This is a genomic window from Microbacterium sp. USTB-Y (assembly GCF_023703415.1).
GTDB lineage: Bacteria > Actinomycetota > Actinomycetes > Actinomycetales > Microbacteriaceae > Microbacterium.
In genome coordinates this window covers 221,854-245,668 of record NZ_JAGMTU010000002.1, presented here as the reverse complement: position 1 = coordinate 245,668, position 23,815 = coordinate 221,854, and the positions used below count along the sequence as shown (strand labels likewise).

The 23,815-nt window shown below is 68.5% G+C and carries 24 protein-coding genes and 1 tRNA gene; 14 read left to right on the top strand and 11 right to left on the bottom strand.

The window, feature by feature from the left end:
- The first annotated feature begins 222 nt into the window (after positions 1-222).
- From J8G10_RS04810 to J8G10_RS04790, 5 genes are all read left to right on the top strand, one after another.
- A complete protein-coding gene (locus J8G10_RS04810) occupies positions 223-1,002 on the top strand; it encodes a GAF and ANTAR domain-containing protein (RefSeq protein ID WP_251439839.1) in 780 nt (259 codons plus the stop codon).
- A 34-nt stretch (positions 1,003-1,036) separates the two neighbouring features.
- The gene (locus tag J8G10_RS04805; RefSeq protein ID WP_251439824.1) at positions 1,037-1,783 is read left to right on the top strand and encodes a GAF and ANTAR domain-containing protein; all 747 of its coding nucleotides are present in this window, start codon (positions 1,037-1,039) and stop codon (positions 1,781-1,783) included.
- Between the two features lie 56 nt (positions 1,784-1,839).
- Entirely contained in the window at positions 1,840-2,931 is a 1,092-nt protein-coding gene (locus J8G10_RS04800; protein WP_251439821.1) for an acyl-CoA desaturase, read from the top strand.
- Complete coding sequence (locus J8G10_RS04795; protein WP_251439818.1) at positions 2,928-3,092, top strand: hypothetical protein; 165 nt, start codon at positions 2,928-2,930, stop codon at positions 3,090-3,092. The genes J8G10_RS04800 and J8G10_RS04795 overlap by 4 nt, the downstream gene beginning before the upstream one ends.
- Positions 3,093-3,267: 175 nt before the next feature.
- The gene (locus J8G10_RS04790; protein ID WP_308220671.1) at positions 3,268-3,747 is read left to right on the top strand and encodes a DUF1003 domain-containing protein; all 480 of its coding nucleotides are present in this window, start codon (positions 3,268-3,270) and stop codon (positions 3,745-3,747) included.
- Between the two features lie 652 nt (positions 3,748-4,399).
- On the opposite strand, the gene J8G10_RS04785 is transcribed toward J8G10_RS04790, so the two are convergent.
- Positions 4,400-4,888 (bottom strand): hypothetical protein, encoded by a 489-nt coding sequence (locus J8G10_RS04785; protein WP_251439815.1) that lies wholly within the window; start codon positions 4,886-4,888, stop codon positions 4,400-4,402.
- Positions 4,889-5,497: 609 nt separating this feature from the next.
- A complete protein-coding gene (locus tag J8G10_RS04780) occupies positions 5,498-6,028 on the bottom strand; it encodes a GNAT family N-acetyltransferase (protein WP_251439812.1) in 531 nt (176 codons plus the stop codon).
- 125 nt (positions 6,029-6,153) lie between these two features.
- Between J8G10_RS04780 and J8G10_RS04775 the strand changes: the two genes are divergently transcribed.
- Positions 6,154-6,744, top strand: coding sequence for a hypothetical protein (locus J8G10_RS04775; RefSeq protein WP_251439809.1), 591 nt, complete (start codon positions 6,154-6,156; stop codon positions 6,742-6,744).
- A gap of 22 nt (positions 6,745-6,766) precedes the next feature.
- Here J8G10_RS04775 and J8G10_RS04770 read toward each other — a convergent pair whose 3' ends face one another.
- Complete coding sequence (locus J8G10_RS04770; protein WP_251439807.1) at positions 6,767-7,510, bottom strand: SUMF1/EgtB/PvdO family nonheme iron enzyme; 744 nt, start codon at positions 7,508-7,510, stop codon at positions 6,767-6,769.
- A gap of 93 nt (positions 7,511-7,603) precedes the next feature.
- Between J8G10_RS04770 and J8G10_RS04765 the strand changes: the two genes are divergently transcribed.
- From J8G10_RS04765 to J8G10_RS04735, 7 genes are all read left to right on the top strand, one after another.
- Positions 7,604-8,176, top strand: coding sequence for a dihydrofolate reductase family protein (locus tag J8G10_RS04765; protein ID WP_251439803.1), 573 nt, complete (start codon positions 7,604-7,606; stop codon positions 8,174-8,176).
- Between the two features lie 55 nt (positions 8,177-8,231).
- Complete coding sequence (locus tag J8G10_RS04760) at positions 8,232-9,665, top strand: adenosylhomocysteinase (protein ID WP_251439799.1); 1,434 nt, start codon at positions 8,232-8,234, stop codon at positions 9,663-9,665.
- Positions 9,662-10,945: an amidohydrolase family protein gene (locus J8G10_RS04755; RefSeq protein ID WP_251439796.1), complete on the top strand. Its 1,284-nt coding sequence runs from the start codon at positions 9,662-9,664 to the stop codon at positions 10,943-10,945. The genes J8G10_RS04760 and J8G10_RS04755 overlap by 4 nt, the downstream gene beginning before the upstream one ends.
- Positions 10,946-10,963: 18 nt before the next feature.
- A complete protein-coding gene (locus J8G10_RS04750) occupies positions 10,964-11,395 on the top strand; it encodes a cupin domain-containing protein (protein ID WP_251439794.1) in 432 nt (143 codons plus the stop codon).
- Between the two features lie 62 nt (positions 11,396-11,457).
- Entirely contained in the window at positions 11,458-12,318 is an 861-nt protein-coding gene (locus tag J8G10_RS04745) for an ABC transporter substrate-binding protein (RefSeq protein WP_251439791.1), read from the top strand.
- Positions 12,315-13,181 (top strand): amino acid ABC transporter permease, encoded by an 867-nt coding sequence (locus J8G10_RS04740; protein WP_251439788.1) that lies wholly within the window; start codon positions 12,315-12,317, stop codon positions 13,179-13,181. Before J8G10_RS04745 ends, J8G10_RS04740 begins: the two co-directional genes overlap by 4 nt.
- On the top strand, positions 13,178-13,915 hold the full coding sequence (locus tag J8G10_RS04735) for an amino acid ABC transporter ATP-binding protein (RefSeq protein WP_251439785.1): 738 nt from the start codon (positions 13,178-13,180) through the stop codon (positions 13,913-13,915). The genes J8G10_RS04740 and J8G10_RS04735 overlap by 4 nt, the downstream gene beginning before the upstream one ends.
- Before the next feature lie 34 nt (positions 13,916-13,949).
- Here J8G10_RS04735 and J8G10_RS04730 read toward each other — a convergent pair whose 3' ends face one another.
- From J8G10_RS04730 to polA, 4 genes are all read right to left on the bottom strand, one after another.
- Positions 13,950-14,717, bottom strand: a complete 768-nt coding sequence (locus J8G10_RS04730) for an SGNH/GDSL hydrolase family protein (RefSeq protein ID WP_251439782.1) — start codon at positions 14,715-14,717, stop codon at positions 13,950-13,952.
- A gap of 63 nt (positions 14,718-14,780) precedes the next feature.
- A complete protein-coding gene (locus J8G10_RS04725; protein WP_251439779.1) occupies positions 14,781-15,815 on the bottom strand; it encodes an LLM class flavin-dependent oxidoreductase in 1,035 nt (344 codons plus the stop codon).
- Positions 15,816-15,898: 83 nt separating this feature from the next.
- The gene (locus tag J8G10_RS04720) at positions 15,899-17,584 is read right to left on the bottom strand and encodes a DUF885 domain-containing protein (RefSeq protein ID WP_251439776.1); all 1,686 of its coding nucleotides are present in this window, start codon (positions 17,582-17,584) and stop codon (positions 15,899-15,901) included.
- Between the two features lie 88 nt (positions 17,585-17,672).
- Entirely contained in the window at positions 17,673-20,303 is a 2,631-nt protein-coding gene (gene polA / locus J8G10_RS04715; RefSeq protein WP_251439774.1) for a DNA polymerase I, read from the bottom strand.
- 117 nt (positions 20,304-20,420) lie between these two features.
- Between polA and J8G10_RS04710 the strand changes: the two genes are divergently transcribed.
- Complete coding sequence (locus tag J8G10_RS04710) at positions 20,421-20,795, top strand: hotdog fold thioesterase (RefSeq protein WP_251442348.1); 375 nt, start codon at positions 20,421-20,423, stop codon at positions 20,793-20,795.
- A 4-nt stretch (positions 20,796-20,799) separates the two neighbouring features.
- On the opposite strand, the gene J8G10_RS04705 is transcribed toward J8G10_RS04710, so the two are convergent.
- From J8G10_RS04705 to pyk, 4 genes are all read right to left on the bottom strand, one after another.
- The gene (locus J8G10_RS04705) at positions 20,800-21,351 is read right to left on the bottom strand and encodes a GNAT family N-acetyltransferase (protein ID WP_251439771.1); all 552 of its coding nucleotides are present in this window, start codon (positions 21,349-21,351) and stop codon (positions 20,800-20,802) included.
- Positions 21,352-21,355: 4 nt separating this feature from the next.
- A complete protein-coding gene (locus tag J8G10_RS04700; RefSeq protein WP_045252013.1) occupies positions 21,356-21,973 on the bottom strand; it encodes an ANTAR domain-containing response regulator in 618 nt (205 codons plus the stop codon).
- 201 nt (positions 21,974-22,174) lie between these two features.
- Positions 22,175-22,260: transfer RNA gene (locus J8G10_RS04695), tRNA-Leu, on the bottom strand.
- Between the two features lie 75 nt (positions 22,261-22,335).
- Positions 22,336-23,781, bottom strand: a complete 1,446-nt coding sequence (gene pyk, locus J8G10_RS04690) for a pyruvate kinase (RefSeq protein WP_251439768.1) — start codon at positions 23,779-23,781, stop codon at positions 22,336-22,338.
- Positions 23,782-23,815 lie beyond the last annotated feature (34 nt).

The window sequence follows — 23,815 nt, the reverse complement described above, 5'->3', positions numbered from 1 at the left end:
TCGACGGGGTGGCTCGCGGGGAGCGCTAGATCCGCGGGGCGGATGGTGGCGGCATAGATCACGCCAGGTTGAGGGAGTTGGGAAACGTCCATCGGGTTCTCCGAGTGCAGGGTTGATTGACCGCTGCCAGGGACTGGAGCAACACCGTCAAAGTATGCCCGTGCTGAGATTTCTGTCAAGAGCAGCTCACGCCATGTGAGTGGCGCCGAGTAGGGTGAGGACATGCGTAGCGGACGCTGCGCGTCCTGTCGGCATGCGGTCTGCGCGCCGGCCCCCGTCGAGAGCGGCGGCGACTGGTTCATGGCAGAAGCGTCCCAAGTGGGGAGCGGTGCTCCCCTGGCGGGCGTCCCCGGTTGGGAGTGGGGCGCCGACCTCTGCGCGCCCTTCGTCGAGCTGCTGCCTGTGTCGGGCGCTTCGATCTCCGTGTTCCGCCGTGACGGCGACGCGACGACCGTGTGCGCGAGCGATCCTCTTGCGCGACGTCTCGACGCGATGCAGTTCGCCCTCGGCGAGGGACCGCGCTGGGTCGTGGCGCGCACCGGCAAGGCGTCGATCAGCGCGGACGTCGCTCAGGACGGCCACCCGGATTGGCCGGTCTTCGGCGCGGACCTCACGACGCTCGGCATCGGAGCGTTGTTCGCCTTCCCGATTCTCGCCGGACCAGTGCTGCTGGGAGTGGTCGACTTGTATCGGCGGACGCCGGGTCCGTTCGATCGTGAGGCAACGGCTCGCGCGTTCTCCCTCGCAAGGAAGGTCGCGGCCCCGGCGGTGCGGGCGGCGATGTACGCCGCATCCGAGGGAGAGATCCCGGAGGCGACGCGGCACGGCCTCCGCCGCGAAGTGCACCAGGCGGTCGGGATGGTCTTCGTGCAGCTCAACGTGACCACGGCGGAAGCGCTCGATCTCCTGCGGGCCTACGCATTCTCGACGGGGCGTCCGCTCGAGGATGTTGCGCTCGATGTCGTCGAGCGGACTCTCGACTTCCGTGATCTGCCCGGTTGATCCCGGCATAACATGTCAGACAGGAAGGGTGCACATGGCCAGCACATCCAGAGAGGACCGTCTCAACGCCGCGTTCGTGATGGTCGCCGATACGCTCACGGATGACTATGACGTCGTCGAGCTGCTCCACACGCTCGTGAGCGAATGCACGGAGATCGTGAAGGTGCAGGCGGGCGGGCTCATGCTCCTCGATGCGGACGGGAATCTCCAGGTGGTCGCTTCGACCACCGAGAGCGCCGAACTCGTCGAAGTCCTGCAGCTCGCGGCCGGGGTCGGCCCGTGTCTGGACTGCTTCGCAATGGGCGAGCAGGTCTCGGTGCCCGACGTCTCAGCCACCACCCGATGGCCGGCGTTCCGGGAAGAGGCTTTGCGGCGCGGCTTCCATTCCACGCATGCGATCCCCCTGCGGTTGCGGGGAGACACGATCGGGACGATGAACCTCTTCGGCACATCGATCGGTGCCTTGAGCGACCGTGACGCGAGCGCAGCCCAGGCACTCGCCGATGTCGCGACCATCAGCATCCTGCAACAGCGTGTCTCGGCGCACGCGCAGGTCGTCGCAGAACAACTGCAGAGAGCCCTTGACAGCCGGGTCCTCATCGAGCAGGCCAAGGGAGCGGTCGCGCAGGCCAGCGGCACATCCATGGACGAGTCGTTCGCACTGTTGCGGCGCTACGCCCGAGACCGCAACCTCACGCTCCATGCCCTCGCGGAGGCGATCACGAACCGCTCCCTCCCGGTCTCGGAGCTGACCATATCGCCCAGGCGCAAACGGGCGTAACCTGGAGTTAGATCCGCTCGAGACCCCGGCGCGAGAACGCCGAGAGGAGCGGGATCATGACTGTCAAGAAAACCCGTCCGGGGGTATCCAGCCTGGGACCGGTGCGGCAAGCCGGCAACAGCGACTACACCGATCTGGCGCAGATGGTGAAGTCCGCCGGGCTGATGCACCGCCGATACGGGTACTACTGGACGAAGCTCATCTGCGTACCCGTTGTCGTCGCAGCCGCGACCATCTTCTTTATCGTGATCGGGGACACCTGGTGGCAGATGTTCACTGGTGTGCTTTTCGCCGTCGTCTTCACGCAGATCGCGTTCCTCGGTCATGATGCCGCGCACCGCCAGATCTTCCGGTCGGGACGCTGGAACGACTGGGTCAGCCTCATCCTCGGCGATCTGTTCGTCGGGATGAGCTATGGGTGGTGGCAGCACAAGCACACGCGGCATCACGCTCATCCGAACATGATCGGTTCCGACCCCGACATTGACCTGCCAGTGATCGCATTCACCCCTGAGCAAGCGGCGAGGGACCGGCCGCCGCTGGCGCGGTGGTTCCTCGCTCACCAGGGCGTCTTCTTCTATCCCATTCTGTTGCTGCAAGGAATCTCGTTGCATGCGTCGAGCCTCTACCGCGTGTTCCATCGCGACCCGCTCGCACACCGCCCAATCGAGATCGGCTTTCTGCTGACGCGCTTCCTCGGATACCTCGCACTCGTATTCCTCGTTCTCTCGCCGGACAAAGCCGCTGTGTTCCTCGCCGTGCAACTCGGCGTCTTCGGGTTCTACATGGGCGTGTCGTTCGCCCCGAACCACAAGGGCATGCCGCTCGTGCCACACGACATGCGTCTCGACTTCCTGCGTCGTCAAGTCATGATGAGCCGCGACATCCGTGGCAGCTGGTTCCTCGATACCGCAATGGGCGGGCTCAATTACCAGATCGAGCACCACCTGTTCCCCTCGATGGCACGGCCGTACCTGAAGCATGCCGCACCGATGATCGCCGCCTACTGCGCCGATCACAACGTGCCGTACACGCAGACAGGCCTCTGGGCGTCGTACGGGATCGTCCTGCGCTACATCAACCGGGTAGGTCTGGGCGAACGCGACCCATTCGCCTGCCCACTCTTGGAAATGAGACAAAGCATATGATCCTCATCATCCTCCTCGTCGTGATCTGGGCAGTCCTCACGATCGTCGGATTCGCGTTCAAGGGCCTCCTGTGGCTGGCCATCGTCGGCATCGTCCTCCTCGTGGGCACACTGACCATCGGCATCACCCGGCAAGTGATCAACCGCAAACAGAGACCCTGACGACCCGCTCAGCGACTTCCCGCCCACCCTCTCGCTACTCCAGCGAATCGCGACACCGGTCAAGAGGTTTCTCCAGGAGCTGTCAGGCGGAGCCGGGACAAATCGGACGCCAACACCACAAGCTCAAAGCACCTACGACAGCTCCGGGACATGCCTTGGCCAACCAGGAGAACCGATGAAAATCGATGACCACGACGCGATTCTCGCGAGCTTCCCGGCTCGGAGCGCCCGTCCTGCACCAACTCGCACCTGGCACCAGCAGGCATACGCGAGACTCAGCGTCGGCGAGCGTTCAGCGGACCGATTGCGTAACGTGATGGGTAGTTGGACGTTCGTTGGCTCCTTCATCGCATTCATGACCGCATGGTGGATCATCAACTCGGTACGCGGCATGATCTGGGACCCGTACCCATTCATTCTGCTCAACCTCTTCCTCAGCATGCTCGCCGGCATGCAAGGTGCGATCCTTCTCATCGCCGCGAAGCGGCAAGACGCAATCGCAGCTGCACTCGCCAAACACGACTTCGACACCAACATCGCAGCAAGGAAGGACATCGAACTCCTGCTCGAGATCAATCGCGAACAACTTACGATGATCCTCGAACTCCAGGAGATCGCGCGAGCCACCCCGTCAGAACACCCACCAACACTGTGAGACTCGGGTCGGCTGATCTGGGATTGGCTGGCAGGGTTGGCGTTGGCCGTTTCTACCGAGTTCGTGACTCACCCCAAACCTGGCCCTTCGGGTGCCTTCTGCTGGTGTGGATGTTCGGGACGCCATCGAGCGTCTTCCGCCTGAGCTTGCGGAGATTGTCCGGTTGGTGCACCGGGGACGCCTCACCCTGGTCGAATGCACCACCCTGCTAGGCATTCCCGCCTCCACCGATCGCGGTCGCTACCAACACGCTCGCCAACAACTGCGCGCCTTGCTCGATCCGCAAATGCCCGGAACGCTTGCCCGCGACGACCGACCGCCCAGCGACAACAGCACTTCGAGCGAATCACTCGCAAGACAGAAAGGATCCGCACGCTGATCGACTCGTCGTGCGTCGAATCAGACAACTGGCGAGCCGACCACGCGCACAAGGATCCCTCCTGCGCGGCCGCCCGCTCCAGGAGCATCGATCGTCATTGAATACGCCGCTCAGGAATACGCACCTACACCACTAGTCGGAGGATTGTCGGCATGTTCGAGATCTCCCCCGCCGAGGCCGCCGGCGGCGGGGTCCGGCTGGTCGGCACCCGCCGGCGTGAGGCGGCGATGGCGATCAAAGCCTGCCGGGCGCGATGGGCGCGCGGATGCTGCCTCATCGTAGGCCGTCTTCGCAGTTGCTCCCGGGGCGCTCCTCCCACCAGAGCTCGTGCGTGGACCCTGTGGGCGTGTCGACCTGCCAGCCCGGGAACTTGACGAACTCCTCCATCGCCAGGCCCCAGGTTGAGCCCTCCGCGGCGCGATGTGTTTTGGACCACTCGTACATCTGCTGACCAGTCGCGGACCAGTCCTGGTTGTTCATCTGCCTTGCGATCGCGGGAGGCATCGGCGCATCATTCGGAGTGCTGTAGTCGTACGTGCAGGAATACGTTCGCCCGGCATCGTTGAGATAGCTCAGCGAGATCGTGACGTTCGTCGTGTACGTCGCGTTGCGCAAGGTGACGAGGGTCACGACTATGCCGTCGATGAAGATCACCGGCGCGGCCAAGACGATGACGACGACCCAGATCCCCACTCTGAGACTCGGCCACCACGCGGGGCAACGAGCGCTCGCACCAACCGGAATCTCGTCAAGATCTGACATGCCTTCAGACTACTAAGTATTGAACACGTTCGAAACATGGGAAGCTATGAAACCGATGGAGCCTTCGAACCAGATCGCCTTCTTCCCCGACTGGGGACACAAGTGGCCACTCTGGGGACCGGTTGCTCTACGCCCCGAGCACCTTGGGCTGTCCACAGATCTAGAGCGGCGACTTGCCGAGTGGGTTCGGGTGTGGCAGGAAGCACTTGACCCTGTATCGAGATCCGCTGGCCGTCTACTGAGATGGGGCAAGCCTGGATCGCCGAAGGAGAGGCTCTCTGCAATGAGGTGCAGGAGGCGGTGAAGAAGCGGCGAATCACGGTGATCCCCCGCTTCTCTGAGTTGCGCCTAGCCGAGAGGTCTAGTGGTTGGGCCACGCTCGCCGGTCTTCACTGCGAATCTCGTCGCCGGGCTTGTCCGGTTCTCCTGCGGTGCCTCCTCTTGCACTGGACGGGTTGTCGCCCCTCTCCCCCGGCTCCCCGCAGCCCTTCGCTTCGTACTCTCCGCGCTCCCTGACGAGACGTCCGATTCGAACGTAGGGAATGACTCGACGCGTCAGTGAGAACGTCCAGGCTGCGTACGCGAACGCGGTCTCCGAGGCGATCCCGATCAGGCGGGGACGTCCCGCATCATGAGCAGCGAACGCCCGTGCGGGCTCTCCTTCGTCACGACGCCGGTGTCGACGAACTCCAGCTTCGTCAGGACGCGGCGTGAGGCGAGGTTCCATTCCCATACGGTCGCCCATAGCAGCGGATACCCGTGGTCTCGAGCCCAGCCGATGACGATCCGGCCCGCCTCCGTCGCGTAGCCGCGATTGTGCGCCGCCTGCAGCAGTTCGAAGGCCAGCTCGGGCCGTTCGCCATCTCCGTCGAACACCACCCCGCAGTATCCGATCACCTCGTCGGTATCGCGGAGCACGACGGTAAGCAGACCGGGCTGTTCCGGGGCGCGGTCCTGGCGGATCCCCTCCGCGATCTCCGCGACCGTCGGACGTCCGTCCGCGGAGAGCCTGCGGTGCGAAGGCACGCGCTCGTCGCGCTCGGTCCACAGCTGCCGGAACACCTCTGCGTCCGCCTCCCGTTGCGGCCTCAGCACCAGACGATCCGTCGTGAGCATCGCGGTGCGAGGGTCGTCGGGCATGGGCCCATCCTGCCATCGACGGTGTCCCGGTGTCCCGGCACGACGGGGGTGAACGGAACGCGCTCCCCCAGCGACGGACCGGGCCCATCCCCGCAGAGGCATGCGTCTCGTGCCACGATGGCGACATGGACAGGTCGAGGACGACCCGGATCTTCGGTGCGCTGATGCTGGGTGCAAGCGTCGTGCCCCTGTCGGGTTGCATCGCCTGGTCGCCGGAGGCAGACGCCGAGCACGGCGCCCGGCAAGGACTCGCCTCCTTGGTCGAGGAGTCCCAGGACCGGATCTGGGAATCCCGAGTGGCACTGACTCAGGATCCCGAAGCAGCAGTGGCGACCATCCCCGGGCTGGCGGACGTCCGCCGCGGGAGCGCGGAGGGCACCTGGTTGCTGACCGACCTCCGCCAGGACGCTTCCGGCACAGCCTTGACGCTGACAGCATCAGCCAGCGGAGAGGCCGGCGGTGGCCTGTTCTTCCAGCAGGCCACGCTGCGCACGTGCTGGACGCTGCTGGTGGCGCCGGAGGGCTCGCGGGTGGACACCGCCTCCGCAGACTGCGCCGAGCGCCTCGCCGCGGGCCGATTCCCCGAAGGGCTGGCCGAGGCGAAGATCATGCCGTTCGATGACCTGGGCGTCCGGCATCACGTCGATGAGAGCGACTATCCGGCTGCGCCGTGCCAATGCTCGAGCGGCGAGCCCTGCGATTGCCCGGGCGGCTGATCGCTGACCCGACGCGTGTCCGTCAGCGTCGTGGGGTCCACCCCGTGGGCAGCGGGCCGGAGAGCAGCGCTCGTTCCTCGTCCGCGGCGAGCGACCAGCCCTGAGCGGCGTCGTGGCCGTCGAAGCCGCCGCGCGCCACGCGGAACCCGAGGTCGTCCTGGGCCGTCCGCGGATCCCCTCCCCGGCGTACCGAGGCGCGCACGTTCCAGGCGTCGTCGGCGAAACCACCGCCGCGGAACACCCGGTACTCGCCGTAGCGGGCCGGATCCAGGAGGTCCCAGCACCACTCCCACACGTTGCCGAGAGTGTCGAACAGTCCGTTCAGATTCGGCATCCGCTCCCCCACGCGCTGCGGGTGCCGCACGCCGTCGGCGGACGTCCACGCGATGTCCGGAAGGGGGCCGTAGTGCGGGGTCGTGGAGCCTGCGCGGCAGGCGTACTCCCACTCCGCCTCGGTCGGAAGCCGGAACCCGTCGGCGGAGACGTCCCAGTGCACGTCCGTACCGTCGAACCGATATACCGGATCCAGTCCCTCCCACTCGGATGCGGCGTTGCAGAAGCGTACGGCGCGCTGCCAGGACACGTCCACCGCGGGGCGATCGGGATGTTCGGCCGCGATGCCGAGCAGTTCGGCGACCTGCTCCTCCGTGACCGCGTAGACGCCGATCTCGAAGGGCTGCAAGGACACCTGCCAGCGACGCTTCGAGCGCGCGTCGTGCAATCCGACGGTGCCCCCGGGCAATGCCCGCATCTCGATCTCGCTCATCCCACGGAAGTCTAGGAGACCGTCGCTCGCATCGATCACGCGACCGCTGCCGGGCCGCAACGGATGTCGGCGGCCCCTCGTAACCTCTCCCCCATGACGCGCGCGATCTTCTACACCGCCTCCACTCTGAACGGGTTCCTCGCAGATCCGCAGGATTCCCTCGACTGGCTCCTGACCATCCCGCAGGACGAGGCGACGGCCGATATCGCCGCGTTCAGCGAAGGCATCGGGGTCCTGGTCGAGGGCTCCGCGACGTACGAGTGGGTGCGGAACCATGAGGATCTGATGGCGCATCCCGAGCGCTGGCAGCAGTTCTACGGCGATCGTCCGACGTTCGTCTTCACGCGACGCGAGCCGGAGCCCGTGCCCGGGGCGGATATCCGGTTCGTGCAGGGATCCGTGATCGAGCACTGGCCGGACATCGTGGCGGCGGCCGCGGGCAAGGACGTGTGGATCGTCGGCGGCGGAGAGCTCGTGGGCCAGTTCGTCGATGCGAACCTGCTCGATGAGATCGTCATCACCTTCGCTCCGGCGACCCTCGCCGCGGGCAAGCCGCTGCTCCCCCGCGACCTCGATCACACACAGCTCGAGCTCGTGGGCGCCCGCCGGGCAGGCCCCTTTGCGGAGCTCACCTACCGGCTGCCGCGAGCCGCCCGCGGCGTCTAGCGGTTCGTCGCCTTACGGCGCCGGCGAAGCGGACGGAACGTCTACGCTGAAGCACGTGCCCGACGCCCTCCTGACCGCCGAACGACTCGTGCGCCGGTTCGCCCGCTCGACCAACCTGCTCGTGGCAGGCCGCACCTTCGATGTCGTCGGAGACGGAGAGACGGCCGATGAACTGCGTGCTCTCCTCGTGCGGCTGGGTGCACGTCTCGGCGAGGGCTCGGTCCTCTTCGAACCGGGAGCAACGCCGGAGATCCTGCTGGACGGAGCCGCGCTGCCGCCCCGGGCGACCGCCGACGAGCGCATCGACTTCGCCGGCACGCACATGCCCGTGTCCCGCGGGATCGCCGACGCGCTGCGCGAGAACGGCGTCGTGCGCGGCGTCCGGATCGGCATCGCCATGGTGCTCGAGCCGAAGACCGCGCAGCTCGCGCTCCTGCTCCGCAGCGCCGGCGCCGAAGTCGCCGTGTACGCGCACCCCGATGAGATCGATCCTGCGGTCGCCGCCGCGCTGCGCGGGCGCGGCATCCCGGTCGACGGGGATCCTGCGCTGTCGGGGAGCGCCGAGCGCGATGCCGCAGTCGCCTTCCTTCGTCGAGGTCTCGACCTGCTGCTGGACGACGGGTCGCATCTCATCCGGCTCGCCCACGAGCAGGATGAGCTGGGCACGCTGCGGGGCGCCGCCGAGGAGACGACCAGCGGCCTGACGCCTCTCCGGCGGATGGCCGCGCAGGGCGCGCTGCGCATCCCGGTGATCGCCGTCAACGACGCGCCCATGAAGACGGCGTTCGACAACCGCTACGGCACCGGCCAGTCCTGCGTCTTCGCGATCGCCGATGTGCTGGATGCTGCCGGCATCGGACTGCGCGACCAGCATGCGGTGGTCGTCGGCTACGGCCCCGTCGGCGAGGGCGTCGCCGCGCACCTGCGCGCGCTCGGGACGATCGTCGGTGTGACGGAGACGGATCCGGTGCGCGCGCTCCGCGCGGCGCACGACGGCTACGCGACGGGAAGACTCCGAGACCTCGCTCCGGGCGCCCTCGTGGTCTCCGCGACCGGCGCGCCGCATACGGTCGACGCCGAGACGCTGCGCGTCGCGAGGATCGTGGCGGTCGCCGGGGGTGTGCCGGGCGAAGTCGATGTCGCGGTGCTGCGGCCCGAGGAGCGGGCCGGCGCCCCTCTCCCCCATCTCGATCGCACCGAGGACGGCGCGCTTCTCCTGGCGCGGGGCGGATGCGTCAACCTCGCCGCCGCGGAGGGCAATCCGATCGAGATCATGGATCTGTCCTTCGCGGTGCAGCTGTCGGCGGTGGCGCAGCTGCTCGGGGCGCAGCTTCCGGCCGGCGTGCATCCGTTCCCCGCCGAGGCCGATCAGGCGGTCGCCCGTGCGGCCCTCGCGGCGCGAGGCGAACAGCTCGACGTCCGCAGTGATGCCCAGCGGCTCGCCCAGGACGATTGGCGTTCTCCGCGATACCGGGAGGCGACGGCGTGAGCGACGTCACCCTGTACTCCGCCGGACAGGTGTTCCCCATCACCGCTCCCCCCATCGTCGACGGCGCGGTGGCCGTGCAGAACGGGCGGATCCTGCACGTGGGCGAACGCGCCTGGGTGCGTCGCTCTCTCGACGACCGTGGCCTCGCGTCCACAGAGGTGCACTGGCCGGGCGTGCTGATCCCCGGTCTCGTGAACGCCCACACCCACCTGCAGTACACGGGGATGGCCGAGGTGGGTCGGGGACGATACCAGGGTTTCGAGGACTGGGCGACGGCCTTCGACCCCGTCTACGAGCAGGGGAAGGACTGGGCCGCTGATGCCGCCGATGGCGCCGCCCGGCTGATCCGCACCGGCACGACCGCCGCCGCGGACGTCGTGACGGACCGGTCCGCGGCGTCTGCGCTGCACGATGCGCGCCTGCACGGCATCACCTACTGGGAGGTGATGAGCTGGACCAACGCCGACTGGGCGCGCACGGGGCGACGTCAGGTCGAGGACGCCCTGGACGCTCTTCCCACTCCCCCCGGCACCGGGCTGTCTCCCCATGCGCCGTACTCGCTCGAGATCGAGCCCCTCCTGGAGATCCCGGACATCGTCCGTGAGCGTGGAACGCGGATCCACATCCATCTCGGCGAGGCGGCTTTCGAGAGCGAGTTCGCCCACGATCAGGCCCACGCCTGGCATACCGCAGGGCTCGCGAGCTTCCAGGAGCTGCGCGACGCGGGCTTCGGCACGAGCGCGACCGAGTTCGTGGACCAGCTCGGCGTCCTGGGACCCGACTGTCACATCGCGCACGGCGTGTACATGAGCGCACGCGATCGCGCGATCCTGCGGGAGCGGCACACGAGCGTCGCGCTGTGCCCGCGCTCGAACGCGGTCATCGGCCTGGAGGAACCGCCGATCGCCGCGTACCTGCGCGAGGGCAACGCCATCGCCGTGGGAACCGACTCGCTCTCCTCCAGTCCTTCTCTGGATCTGCTCGCCGACGTCGCCGAGCTGGCCCGCATCGCCCGTTCCCAGGGGTACACCGATCGCGACCTGCACGCGCGCCTGCTGAACGCCGCGACCCTGGGAGGCGCGCATTCCATGGGCATCGACGTCGGCCCTGACCGCACCGGATATCTCGCCGTCGGTGCGCTCGCGGACCTCGCCTTCTTCGACGTCGCGCCCGGGGCGGACGCCGTCGTGGAGCTCGTGGAATCGGGAGCCGGGCGTTCGGCCGCCACCGTCATCACCGGCGAGCTCCGCCACTCGACGACCGCCTTCGAGACTCCCTGACCCGTCCAGGAGACACCCATGACTGAGCCCCTTCCTTCGACCGCGATCCGCCTCGGTCTCGAGCCGCACCCCGAGGGGGGCTGGTTCCGCCGCACCTGGACGAGCCCGAACCCGATCGAGACGCCCGGGGGCACGCGCCCCGCAGCCACCTGCATCCACTACCTGCTGACGCCGGACGAATCCAGCGCCTGGCATGTCGTCTCCAGCGATGAGCTCTGGCTCTGGCACGGTCCCGGCCGCCTCGAGCTCAGCCTCGGCGGATCCGATGCCGCACCGGGAGCGGCCGAGACGATCGTGCTCGGGCACGGCGCCGCCGCGCAGGCGCTGGTCCCGGCCGGCGTGTGGCAGGCGGCGCGTCCGCTCGACGCAGAGGAGGTGCTGGTCTCCTGTTTCGTGTCGCCGGGTTTCGACTTCGCCGACTGGCGGCTCGCCGATTCCTCTACGGTATGAACGGGGCACCTGCGCCCGCAGTCCCACCCGTCCGCCCCCGCACCCGCATCTCAGGAGTTCCCGTGTCCCTCGCACCCGCTCTGCGTCGCGTCGCACTCGTCTCGACGATCGCCGCCGCCGCCCTGTCGCTCGCCGCCTGCAGCGGCTCCTCCGCGTCCGCGCCCTCGGCCGGAGCCGACGCCACCGGCGCGGCGCTGCAGACCGTGACCGCGGGAAAGCTCACGATCGCGACCGGCGACCCCGACTACGAGCCCTGGTTCATCGACAACGACCCGTCCAACGGGAAGGGCTTCGAGGGCGCGGTCGCCCACGCCGTCGCTGCCGAGCTCGGTTTCTCCGACAAGCAGATCGTCTGGACGCGCACCGGCTTCGACGCCGCGATCGCCCCCGGCCCCAAGGACTGGGACCTCAACATCCAGCAGTTCTCGATCTCGGACGACCGCAAGAAGGCCGTCGACTTCTCCTCCTCGTACTACACGACCACGCAGGCGGTCGTAGCGGCGAAGGGCAGCCCTGCCGCGTCGGCCACGAGCGTCGCGGACCTGAAGAAGGCCAAGGTCGGCGTGGCGACCGGCACGACGAGCTACACCGTCGCGAAGGCGCAGCTCGGCACGGGCGACCTCAGCGTCTTCAACTCGGTCGACGATGTGGTGCAGGCCCTCAAGGGCGGCCAGATCGATGCGATGATCACCGACCTGCCCGGTGCGTTCTACGTGACGGCGTCGCAGTTCGAGAACGGCACCGTCGTCGGGCAGTTCGCCGACGACAAGGGCGGCGACCAGTTCGCGTTCGTCCTCCCGAAGAACTCCCCGCTCACCCCGGCCGTCACCAAGGCGGTCGACGCGCTGCAGAAGGACGGAACGATCGCGGAGCTGCAGAAGAAGTGGCTCAGCGAGGCCGTGAACGTCCCCGTCCTGAAGTGACCTCTCCCCTGGTCGATGCGGCGTGGCAGCCGAGCGCGCTCGAGCTGTCCCGCCGCGATCTCCGTCGCCGGGCGACGACGCGCTCCGTCCTGATCGCGCTGCTGAGCAGCCTCGCGGTCGCGGCGGTGATCATCGTCGTCCTCGCCAACACCCCGGGGTGGAAGGTGGTCCGCGAGACCTTCTTCGACCCGAAGGTCGCCCTCGAGAGCGTCGGGCCGATCTTCCAGGGCCTGCTCGTCAACCTCCTGGTCCTGGTGATCGCAGCCGTCTGCGTGGCGCTGCTCGGTACCCTGCTCGCCGTCCTGCGCTCCCTGCGCGGCCCGGTGTTCTTCCCGCTGCGACTGCTCGCCGCGGCGTACACCGACTTCTTCCGGGGCGTGCCGCTGCTCATCGTGCTGTACCTGGTGGGCTTCGGCATCCCCGCGCTCATGATCTTCCCCCGGATGCCCGCGATGTTCTGGGGCACGATCGCCCTCGTGATCAGCTACTCCGCGTACGTGGCTGAGGTGCTGCGGGCGGGCATGGAGGCGGTGCATCCGTCGCAGCGGGTGGCCGCCCGATCGCTCGGTCTCACGCACGGCCAGACCCTGCGGATCGTGGTCATCCCCCAGGGCGTGCGCAAAGTCGTCCCTGCGCTCATGAACGACTTCGTGTCGATGCAGAAGGACGTCGGTCTCATCTCCGTGCTCGGTGCGATCGACGCGGTCCGCGCGGCACAGCTGCAGGTGGCCGAGACCTTCAACTTCACGCCGTACATCGTCGCCGGGCTCTTCTTCGTGATCCTGAGCTGGCCGATGATCCGGTTCACCGACGTCGTCACCGCACGACTGAACAAGCGCGAGCAGGCCGGAGGAATCGTATGACCGCGCCCGTGATCGAAGCGGTCGGCGTCCGCAAGCGCTTCGGCGATCATGACGTGCTCCGCGGCATCGACCTCGCCGTCGACGCGCACGAGGTCGTCGTGCTGATCGGGGCGTCCGGATCCGGGAAGTCCACGCTGCTGCGCACGATGAACCTCATCGAGCGCGTCGACGACGGGCAGATCCTGCTGTCGGGAACCGACATCACGGATCCGCGGATCGACGCGGACGCGATCCGCGCACGGATCGGGGTCGTCTTCCAGCACTTCAACCTGTTCCCGCATCTCACCGTGCTCGACAACGTCACGCTCGCAGCGCGCCGCGTGCACCGCCTGCCGAAGGCGGAGGCCGCCCGGCGCGGCCGCGAGCTGCTGACGACACTGGGGCTGGGCGACAAGGCCGATGCCTACCCCGACCGTCTTTCCGGCGGGCAGCAGCAGCGTGTGGCGATCGTGCGCGCGATCCTCACGGATCCGGAGCTGCTGCTCCTCGACGAGATCACGAGCGCACTCGACCCGCAGCTCGTGGGCGAGGTGCTCGATCTCGTCCGGGAGCTCAAGGGGCGCGGCACGACGATCCTCATGGCGACGCACGAGATGTCCTTCGCGCGCGAGGTCGCCGATCGCGTCGTGTTCCTCAAGGACGGAGTGCTCGTCGAGCAGGGGCCGCCCGCGCAGATCTTCGACGCTCCTCAGCACCCCGCCACGGCGGAGTTCCTCTCCCGCGTGACGCGCTGACCCGCGCCGCGGGCTGCGGCGGTTCCGATCGCGCTCAGCCCGCAGACGACGGGCGGATCTCGGTCCAGTCGGCGAACTTGGGTCGACGGCCGTCACCCGAGGAACGCCGCGTCACGCGGCGTTTGATCCACGGGCCGACGTGTCGGCGGTAGTAGGCGGCCGTGCTGAGCGGCTCCTCCTCCGGCACCTCATGGGCATGCCACCACTCCTCGGGCGCTCCGGCGCCGACGGCGTCGAGCACCCGCGCGGCGACGCGGTGGTGCCCGTTCGCGTTCATGTGCAGCCGGTCCTCCGCCCAGTACTCGGGCCTGCTGAGCTCGCGGTCCGGCCAGTTCAGGGCCTGCACCACATCGGGGCGGTCCTGGATCCGGCGCAGCACGGCGGCGGAGAGCTCGTCGCCTCGGCGCTGGATGAGCGAGGTCAGCGGGAGCTGGGCGGACGGGTTCGCTCCGGAGAGGACGATGAGCGTGGCGCCGGCCTCGTCGCACCGCCGGAGCACGCGCGTGAACGCGTCGGCGATGTGCTCGATGTCGGCTTTCGGGCGCAGCATGTCGTTGCCCCCGGCGTTGAAGGACAGGTGCGTCGGGTTCAGCGCCAGCGCGGGCTCCAGCTGCTCCTCGACCACGGGCCATGCAAGGCGTCCGCGGATCGCGAGGTTGGCGTAGGAGATCGGTTCGCCGAGCGCCTCCGCCCAGCCCAGCGCCGCGAGGTCGGCCCAGCCGCGCACGGTGCCGTCGGGAAGCTCGTCGCCGACCCCCTCGCTGAAGGAGTCTCCGATGGCGACGAATCGAACAGCGCTCATCCTCTCAGCCTACGACGACGGGGCCGCGCGGACGTGCGTCCGTGCGGCCCCGTCGAGCCGAGATCAGTCGGCGGCGAGCAGCTTCCGCACCCGCGGGATGACTTCGGTGCCGTAGAGCTCGATGCTGCGCATGAGAGCCTCGTGCGACGTCGTGCCGGTGGCGTACTTGAGGTCGAAGCGGCCGATGCCGAGCGTGCGCACGGTGTCGGCGATCTTGGCGGCGACGCGCTCCGGGGAGCCGGCGTAGACGGCCCCCTCGGGTCCCACCTCGTTCTGGAACTGGGCGCGGCTGTAGCCCGTGCCCCAGCCGCGCTCGGCGCCGATCGTGTTGCGCATCGTCTCGAAGCCCGGGTAGGCGGTGGACCACGCCTCGTCGTCGGTGTCGGCGATATGTCCCGGCGAGTGCACCGCGACGGGGAGCGCCGGGTTCCCGAAGGCGTCGACGGACCGGTGGTACAGGTCGACGAACGGGCGGAAGCGCGCCGCCGGTCCGCCGATGATGGCGAGCATGAGCCCGAGCCCGTGCCGTGCGACGCGCACGACCGATTCGGGAGACCCGCCGACGCCCACCCAAGTCCGCATGCCCTTCTCTGTCTTCGGGAAGACATCGGCGTTCTCGAGCGGCGGGCGGACCGTCCCCTGCCAGTTCACTGGCTCTTCCTTGAGCAGCTCGACGAACAGCTCCAGTTTCTCCTCGAAGAGCCGGTCGTAGTCGCGCAGATCGAAGCCGAACAGCGGGAAGGACTCCGTGAAGGATCCGCGACCCAGCACGACCTCGGCGCGACCGCCGGACAGCGCGTCGAGGGTTGCGAAGCGCTCGAAGACGCGCACGGGGTCGTCCGAGCTCAGCACCGTCACGGCGGTACCCAGGCGGAGACGCTCCGTGCGCGAGGCGATCGCCGCCAGCACCATCTCCGGGCTCGACACGGCGAAGTCGCGCCGGTGGTGCTCCCCCACCCCGAAGAAGTCGACGCCGACCCGATCGGCCAGGGCCGCCTGCTCCACGATGTTGCGGATGGTCTGCGCTGCGCTGAGAGTGTTGCCGTCCGCGTCGACGGTGATGTCGCCGAACGTGTCCAGTCCGAACTCGATCTCCATGCTGAGTCCCTTTCTATTCACCTGAATAAAGGCGAAAGGGGTCGCGGACATTCCCGCGACCCCTTCCCAGAACGAGAAGGCGCTCAGCCGACCTGGAACACGCTGCGCAGCGTGTCCAGACCGACACCGCCCATGTCGAGGGCGCGCTTGTGGAACGTCTTGATGTCGAAGGCGTCGCCCTCGCGCTCCTTGACGGCGTCACGCACCTGCTCCCAGATGCGCTGTCCGACCTTGTACGACGGCGCCTGCCCCGGCCAGCCGAGATAGCGGTTGACCTCGAACTGACGGAACTCATCCGACATGTTGACGTTGCGGCGCATCATGTCGAGCGCGTAGTCGTGATCCCAGACGCCGTCGCCGTCGAGGCGGGGCTTCCCGAGGTGAACGCCGATGTCGAGCACCACGCGCAGCGCGCGCATGCGCTGGCCGTCCAGCATGCCGAGCCGGTCCGCGGGGTCGTCGAGATAGCCGAGCTGTTCCATGAGGCGCTCGGCGTAGAGGGCCCATCCCTCGGCGTGGCCCGAGGTGCCGGCGAGCACGCGCCGCCAGGTGTTCAATTCGGCGCGGTTGTAGGTGGCCTGCGCGATCTGCAGGTGATGCCCCGGCACGCCCTCGTGGTAGACGGTCGTGAGCTCGCGCCAGGTGTCGAACTCCGTCACGCCCTCGGGCACCGACCACCACATCCGGCCGGGACGGGAGAAGTCGTCGGTCGGGCCGGTGTAGTAGATCCCGCCCTCCTGGGTCGGCGCGATCATGCACTCGAGCTCGCGGATCTGCTCGGGGATGTCGAAGTGCGTCGCGCCCAGCTCGGCGATCGCACGGTCGCTGGTCTCCTGCATCCAGCGCTGCAGCGCGTCTGTCCCGTGGAGCTTGCGGGCGGGATCCGCTTCGAGATGCGCCACGGCCTCTTCGACGGTGGCACCGGGCAGGATCTCGTTCGCGATGGCCGTCTGCTCGGCGACCATCCTGGCGAGCTCCTCACGGCCCCATTCGTAGGTCTCGTCGAGATCGATGGTGGCGCCCAGGAAGCGCCGCGATGCGAGAGCGTACAGGTCTCGTCCGACCGCATCCTGCTGACCGGCGGCGGGCGCGAGCTCCGCGCTGAGGAAGGTGCGCAGCTCGTCATAGGCCACCCTGGCCGCGGCGGAGCGGTCGGCGAGGTCGCGGGCCAGGCTCGCCGGGAGCTGCCCCTCCTCCGTGGCGGCGTCGGCGACGAACGAGGCGAAGAAGCCGTCGTCGGCCGTGTAGCGGGCGATCTGGGTCGCGACCTCCACCACCTGACGGCGGGCGGGCACGACCCCCTTGTCGATGCCCTCGCGCAGCGTCGCGACATAGCCCTCGAGGGCGGCCGGGACCGCGCCGAGCCGCTCGGAGATCACGCGCCAGTCCTCGGCGGTGCCGGTCGGCATGAGGTCGAAGGACTGACGGATGTCCTGCGCCGCCGAGGCGATCACGTTCAGGTCGCGGAGATGCCACTGCGCCTCGCTCTGCTCCAGCGACAGCCGCAGTTCGGCGGAGAGGTCGGTCTTGGTGACACGGTCGATCTCATCGACGGGCTCCTGCGCGTCGAGCTCGGCGAGCACCCGCCGCGTCTCTGCGACCGATCGCTCATGACCGGACGGGCTGTAGTCGTCGAGTCGGTGGTTGACCTCGTTGCGCCCGATGTAGGTGCCGAGGATCGGAGAGAGGTCGGTGAGGGTGTCGACCCAGCCCTCGGCGATCTGATCGATGGCGGAGGGCGTGCGCGTCGTGGGCTGCTCTGCGGTCATCCCCCGAGCCTATCCGCGGAAGGCGCCCTGCCCCAGGGAACGACGCGTCAGGGCGGCCGCGTCATTCCCCGGAGTCAGGCTGCGCGGCTCAGTGCGCCGCTTCGTTCCAATCGGCGCCGCGACCGACCTGCACGTCCAGCGGCACCGACAGATCCGCCGCGCCGGCCATGCGATCGCGCACGATGCGCTCGGTCGGGTCCCACTCGCCCGGCGCGACCTCGACCACGAGCTCGTCGTGGATCTGCAGCAGGACGCGGGATGCGAGACCCTGATCGTGCAGGTCGGCGTGGATGCGGAACAGCGCGATCTTCATGATGTCGGCCGCGCTCCCCTGGATCGGGGCGTTGAGCGCCGCGCGCTCGGCGTTCTCGCGGAGGACGCGGTTCGGGCTCACCAGGTCCGGGAACGGGCGGCGACGGCCGAAGATGGTCTCCGTGTAGCCGACCTCCTTCGCCGCGATCACCGAGGCGCGCAGATAGTCGCGCACGGCGCCGAAGCGGGCGAAGTACTCCATCATGAGCTGCTTCGCCTCGGACTGCTCGATGCGCAGCTGCTTGGACAGGCCGAAGGCGCTCAAGCCGTAGACCAGGCCATAGGACATCGCCTTCACCTTGGTGCGCATCGCGGGCGTGACCTCGTCGGGCTCGACCCCGAAGACGCGTGCGCCCACGAAGCGGTGCAGGTCCTCCCCGGAGTTGAAGGCTTCGATGAGACCCTCATCGCCGGAGAGGTGCGCCATGATGCGCATCTCGATCTGCGAGTAGTCCGCGGTGAGCAGCGTCTCGTAGCCGTCGCCGACCCGGAACGCGCTGCGGATCCGCCGCGACTCCTCGGTGCGCACCGGGATGTTCTGCAGGTTCGGGTCGGTGCTGCTCAGCCGCCCGGTCTGGCTGCCCGTCTGCACGTACGTCGTGTGGATGCGATGGTCGGAGCGGATCGCCGTGTCGAGGGACTCGATGATCTGCCGGAGCTTCGTCGCCTCGCGGTGCTGCAGCAGCAGATCGAGGAACGGGTGCGGGTTGCTCTCCTGGAGGTCTGCGAGGACGGCCGCGTCGGTCGAGTACCCGGTCTTCGTCTTGCGCGTCTTCGGCAGCTCGAGCTGCTCGAAGAGCACCTCCTGCAGCTGCTTCGGCGAACCGAGGTTCACCTCGCGGTCGATGATCGCGAAGGACTCCTCGGCGATGCGGGCCGCGCGCTCCCCCAGCTCCTGGGAGAAGCCGGAGAGGATCTCGTGGGAGACGGCGACACCCGCGAGCTCCATGTCCGCGAGCGTGAGGAGGGTGGGCAGCTCGATCTCGCGCAGCACGCGATCCACGCTCTCCGGCACATCGGCACGCAGCGCGGTGGCCACGCGGGCGGCGAACCAGGCGAGCTGTGCGGGCGACGCCCCCTCGGTCTCGGGCACCAGCTGGCTCGGATCAGACTCCGGCAGCTTCTCCCCGAGATAGCGGTCGACGAGGTCGGCGAGCGTCTTGTCCGGGTAGCTCGGACGGAGCAGCCAACCCGCGAGGTTCGTGTCGTAGGAGACGCCGGCGATGCGGACCCCCGCGGTGCTCAGCGCCTTGATCTGCGGCTTCGCGTCGTGGAAGACCTTCGGGGCGTCGGACTCCAGCCAGTCGCCCAGGGCGGCCTGCACCGCCGGATCCCAGGACAGCTCGGCCAGGTCGTCGCCGTGGGCGAGTCCGACACGACGCGGCAGACCGCCCGAGACCGTCACTTCCACGGCGACTTCGCCGGTCGCTGCGGCCAGCCAGGCGGCGAGGCCCTCGGCGGCGAGCTCGGCCGCGGCGGGCACGGCGACGGCCGTGGACTCCTCCTCCGGAGCCTCTTCGCCGACCGCCTCGAAGACGCGCGGCAGCAGCGTGCGGAACTCGAGGCGCGCGAAGATGTCGCGCACGGCCTGCGCATCCATCGGCATCACGGCCAGGTCGGCAGGACCGACCGGCAGCTCGACGTCCTGCAGGAGACGGTTCAGCTTGCGGTTGCGACGCACGTCGTCGATGTGCTCGCGCAGGTTTCCGCCCACGACGCCCTTGATCTCGCCGGCGCGATCGAGCAGCTCGTCCAGCGACCCGAACTGGGTCAGCCACTTCACCGCGGTCTTCTCGCCCACCTTCGGCACGCCCGGTAGGTTGTCGCTGGTCTCGCCGACGAGCGCGGCGATGTCGGGATACTGCTCCGGGCGCACCCCGTAGCGCTCCTGCACGGCGACCGGGTCGTAGCGCTTGAGCTGGGACACGCCCTGCACGTTCGGGTAGAGAAGGGTGACCTCGTCGTTCACGAGCTGGATCGTGTCGCGGTCGCCCGACACCACGAGCACGTCGTACCCCTGGGCGGAGCCCTGTGCGGCGAGCGTGGCGAGGATGTCGTCGGCCTCGATCCCCTCCTTGGTGAGCACCGGGATCGACATCGCTGCGAGGCAGTCCTGCAGCAGCGGGATCTGCCCGCGGAACTCCGACGGCGTCTCCGAGCGCGTCGCCTTGTACTCCGGATACTCATCGGTGCGGAAGGAGTGCCGCGACGTGTCGAAGGCGATCGCCATGTGGGTCGGCCGCTCGGCCTTGATGAGGTTCACCAGCATGGACAGGAAGCCATAGATGGCGTTCGTGTGCTGGTTGTCCTTGGTGGTGAAGTTCTCCACCGGAAGGGCGAAGAACGCCCGATACGCGAGCGAATGGCCGTCGACGACCATGAGGGTAGGCTTTGCGGAGTCCGTCACCACTTCAGCCTAACGACACCGACGGACATCGAATCGAGGAGGATCCGCGTGAGCGACCCGGCCGACATCGATGCAGTGCCGGCCAGCCCCGGACTCGATTGGGCGGCGGAGCGCGGCATGGGCGCCCTCGCCGAGAGGATGGGGCTCCGCTGGGTCGAGTTCTCCGTCGACCGCTGCGTCGCGACGATGCCGGTCGAGGGGAACACGCAGCCGGTGGGCCTCATGCACGGCGGCGCCTATGTGGTGCTGGGCGAGTCGCTCGGCTCGATGGCGGCGAACCTGCACGCCGGTCCCGGGAAGCTCGCCGTGGGCGTCGACATCAACGCCACGCACACCCGCTCGGCGACCAGCGGCGTGGTGACCGGCGTCTGCACGCCGGTGCACCTCGGCCGCAGCCTCACGGTTCACGAGATCGTCGTGAACGACGATCAGGGCCGGCGCTGCTCGACCATCCGCATCACGAACATGATCAAGGATCTTCCCGGCGCGTGAGCGCTCAGGGACGGTGATCCGGACCATCCTCCAGGATGCGCTCGAAGAGCAGATGGTCCTGCCACTCCCCCGCGATCCTCAGATAGCGTTCCGCACGGCCGATCTCGCGGAAGCCGTTCGCCTGGAGGACGCGCTGCGAGGCCGCGTTGTGCAGGAGGGTGGCGGCCTGCACGCGATGCAGGCCGAGGTCGTCGCGCGCCTGGTCGCAGACGGCTCGGACCGCCCGGCGCATGGTGCCCCGTCCGGTCACCGCGCCGTCGATCCAGTACCCCAGATGGGCGCTCCAGAACGCACCGCGGACGATGTCGCTGAGGTTCAGTCGGCCCACGATGCGCTCGCCGGCATCCGTCAGCACGAAGGCGCAGCTGCGACCGGCATCGACGGCGCGCAGCGTCTCGTCGACGTGGCCCTGCTGCCAGCGCACCGTGAAGAACTCCTCGGAGCGCAGCGGCTCCCAGGGCGCCAGGTGCTCGCGGTTGCGGGCGTACGCGGCGGCGAGGTCCTCGCCGTCGCCCGCCAGAAGCGGACGGAGGCGGATCCCGTCTCCGAGATCCACGCCCTTACTTCTTGGGGGCGAGCTGCTCGATGATCGCCTTCGCCACGTCCTGCATGGTGAGGCGACGGTCCATCGACGCCTTCTGGATCCAGCGGAAGGCCTCGGGCTCGCTGAGGCCCATCTTCTCGTTGAGCAGGCCCTTGGCCCGGTCGACGAGCTTGCGGGTCTCGAAGCGCTCGACCATGTCGGCGACCTCGGCCTCGAGCGTGATGATCTGCTCGTGGCGGGCCAGGGCGATCTCGATCGCGGGCAGGAGGTCGTTCGGGGTGAAGGGCTTCACGACGTAGGCCAGCGCACCGGCCTCGCTCGCGCGCTCGACGAGCTCCTTCTGGCTGAACGCCGTGAGCAGCACGACCGGGGCGATGTTGCCCTTGTGCAGCTTCTCCGCGGCGCTGATGCCGTCCAGCTGCGGCATCTTCACGTCCATGATGACGAGATCGGGGCGCAGTTCGGTGGCCAGCTGCACCGCGGTCTCGCCGTCGCCGGCCTCGCCGACCACGTCGAAGCCGTTGTCGCGGAGGATCTCGACGATGTCGAGGCGGATCAGCGACTCGTCCTCGGCGACGACGACGCGTCGCGGGGCGGACGAGGCGGGCTGCTCAGGCTGCTGCTCTTCAGTCACGGATCCATCCTACTGGACAGGAGTTTCGGATCTCGTGAACCCTGGTGCCGGCGGTGGGACTCGAGTCCCACCGGGCCTTCTCCGCACGTGGCATTCGCGACGCACGGAGCCTCTGGCCGGCGGGGCCCTGGGGCTCGAGGCGCCCCACACCGAAACAGAAGAGCGTCCCGGAGCGACCTGGCGGCCGCTCCGAGACGCTCCTGGTGCCGGCGGTGGGACTCGAACCCACACGTCCTCTCGGACAAAGCATTTTGAGTGCTCCGCGTCTGCCATTCCGCCACGCCGGCCCGGATCGACTGTAGCGCACCCGGAGACACGACGAGGGCCGGTCCCCCAGGGGAACCGGCCCTCGTCGGCGCGTCCTACTTGGCCTGGTAGGCCGGAGCGGCACCGTGCACGGTGTCGCCCACCCGGTGGATGCGCAGGTCGTTCGTGGAACCGACGATCCCGGGAGGGGAACCGGAGATGACCACGACCTTGTCGCCCACCTCTGCGAGGCCGGATCCGAGCAGGTGCTCGTCGACCTGGTGGAACATCATGTCGGTGTGCGGCACGAAGTTCACGAGACTCGTGCGGACGCCCCACGTGACGGCCAGACGACGGCGGATGGCCGGGTCGGGCGTGTACGCGAGCATCGGGATCCGCGAGCGCAGCCGCGAAAGGCGCCGCGCCGAGTCGCCGGACTGGGTGAACACGCACAGGAACTTGGCCTCGACGAACTCGGCGACCTCGAGGGCCGCGAGCGTGATCGCGCCGCCCTGCGTGCGCGGCTTGGTCGTGAGCGGGTGGATGCGCTCCAGCCCGTGATCCTCGGTGGACTCGATGATCCGCGCCATGGTCTCCACGACGATGACGGGATACTCGCCCACGCTGGTCTCGCCCGAGAGCATGACCGCGTCGGCGCCGTCGAGGACGGCGTTGGCGACGTCGGACGTCTCGGCGCGCGTCGGCACCGGGCTCGAGATCATCGACTCGAGCATCTGCGTCGCGACGATGACCGGCTTCGCCATGCGACGCGCGAGCTCGACGGCCCGCTTCTGCACGATCGGCACCGCCTCCAGCGGCAGCTCCACGCCGAGATCGCCGCGGGCGACCATGATCCCGTCGAACGCGTCGACGATCTCCTCGAGGTTGTCGACGGCCTGGGGCTTCTCGATCTTCGCGATGACCGGGATCTTCACGCCCTCTTCGGCCATGATCTCGTGCACGCGGGACACGTCCGCCGCATCGCGCACGAACGACAGCGCGATGAGGTCGGCGCCGGTGCGCAGACCCCAGCGCAGGTCGTCCTCGTCCTTCTCGCTCAGGGCGGGGACGCTGACCGCGACCCCGGGCAGGTTGATGCCCTTGTTGTTGGACACGGCGCCGGCGACGACCACTCGCGTGGTGACGACGGTGCCGTCGGTGTCCACCACCTCGACGCGGACCTTGCCGTCGTCGATGAGGAGGAAGTCGCCCGGCTTGACGTCCTGCGGAAGGCCCTTGAAGGTCGTGCCGCAGATGTCCTTGTTGCCGAGGATGTCCTCGGTCGTGATCTTGAAGATGTCGCCGACGGCGAGCTCGTAGGGTCCGGCCTCGAACTTGCCGAGGCGGATCTTCGGGCCCTGCAGGTCGACGAGGACGGCGACCGCGCGCCCGGAGTCCTCCGCGGCGCGGCGGACGTTCGCATAGTTGTTCTCGTGCACGGAGTAGTCCCCGTGGCTGAGGTTCAGTCGGGCGACGTCGACTCCGGCATCGATGAGGGCCCGCACCGTCTCATACGTCGAGGTTGCGGGGCCGAGTGTGGCCACGATCTTGGCACGTCTCAATGCGTTCTCCGATAAGTGTCAGGGGGATGGAATA

What these genes read in the sequence shown, in the direction of transcription:
- J8G10_RS04810 (WP_251439839.1), top strand. Translation starts at nt 223, where the DNA reads ATGCGTAGCGGACGCTGCGCGTCCTGTCGGCATGCGGTCTGCGCGCCG.
- J8G10_RS04805 (WP_251439824.1), top strand. Translation starts at nt 1,037, where the DNA reads ATGGCCAGCACATCCAGAGAGGACCGTCTCAACGCCGCGTTCGTGATG.
- J8G10_RS04800 (WP_251439821.1), top strand. Translation starts at nt 1,840, where the DNA reads ATGACTGTCAAGAAAACCCGTCCGGGGGTATCCAGCCTGGGACCGGTG.
- J8G10_RS04795 (WP_251439818.1), top strand. Translation starts at nt 2,928, where the DNA reads ATGATCCTCATCATCCTCCTCGTCGTGATCTGGGCAGTCCTCACGATC.
- J8G10_RS04790 (WP_308220671.1), top strand. Translation starts at nt 3,268, where the DNA reads ATGAAAATCGATGACCACGACGCGATTCTCGCGAGCTTCCCGGCTCGG.
- J8G10_RS04785 (WP_251439815.1), bottom strand. Translation starts at nt 4,888, where the DNA reads ATGTCAGATCTTGACGAGATTCCGGTTGGTGCGAGCGCTCGTTGCCCC.
- J8G10_RS04780 (WP_251439812.1), bottom strand. Translation starts at nt 6,028, where the DNA reads ATGCCCGACGACCCTCGCACCGCGATGCTCACGACGGATCGTCTGGTG.
- J8G10_RS04775 (WP_251439809.1), top strand. Translation starts at nt 6,154, where the DNA reads ATGGACAGGTCGAGGACGACCCGGATCTTCGGTGCGCTGATGCTGGGT.
- J8G10_RS04770 (WP_251439807.1), bottom strand. Translation starts at nt 7,510, where the DNA reads ATGAGCGAGATCGAGATGCGGGCATTGCCCGGGGGCACCGTCGGATTG.
- J8G10_RS04765 (WP_251439803.1), top strand. Translation starts at nt 7,604, where the DNA reads ATGACGCGCGCGATCTTCTACACCGCCTCCACTCTGAACGGGTTCCTC.
- J8G10_RS04750 (WP_251439794.1), top strand. Translation starts at nt 10,964, where the DNA reads ATGACTGAGCCCCTTCCTTCGACCGCGATCCGCCTCGGTCTCGAGCCG.
- J8G10_RS04735 (WP_251439785.1), top strand. Translation starts at nt 13,178, where the DNA reads ATGACCGCGCCCGTGATCGAAGCGGTCGGCGTCCGCAAGCGCTTCGGC.
- J8G10_RS04730 (WP_251439782.1), bottom strand. Translation starts at nt 14,717, where the DNA reads ATGAGCGCTGTTCGATTCGTCGCCATCGGAGACTCCTTCAGCGAGGGG.
- J8G10_RS04725 (WP_251439779.1), bottom strand. Translation starts at nt 15,815, where the DNA reads ATGGAGATCGAGTTCGGACTGGACACGTTCGGCGACATCACCGTCGAC.
- J8G10_RS04720 (WP_251439776.1), bottom strand. Translation starts at nt 17,584, where the DNA reads ATGACCGCAGAGCAGCCCACGACGCGCACGCCCTCCGCCATCGATCAG.
- J8G10_RS04710 (WP_251442348.1), top strand. Translation starts at nt 20,421, where the DNA reads ATGGGCGCCCTCGCCGAGAGGATGGGGCTCCGCTGGGTCGAGTTCTCC.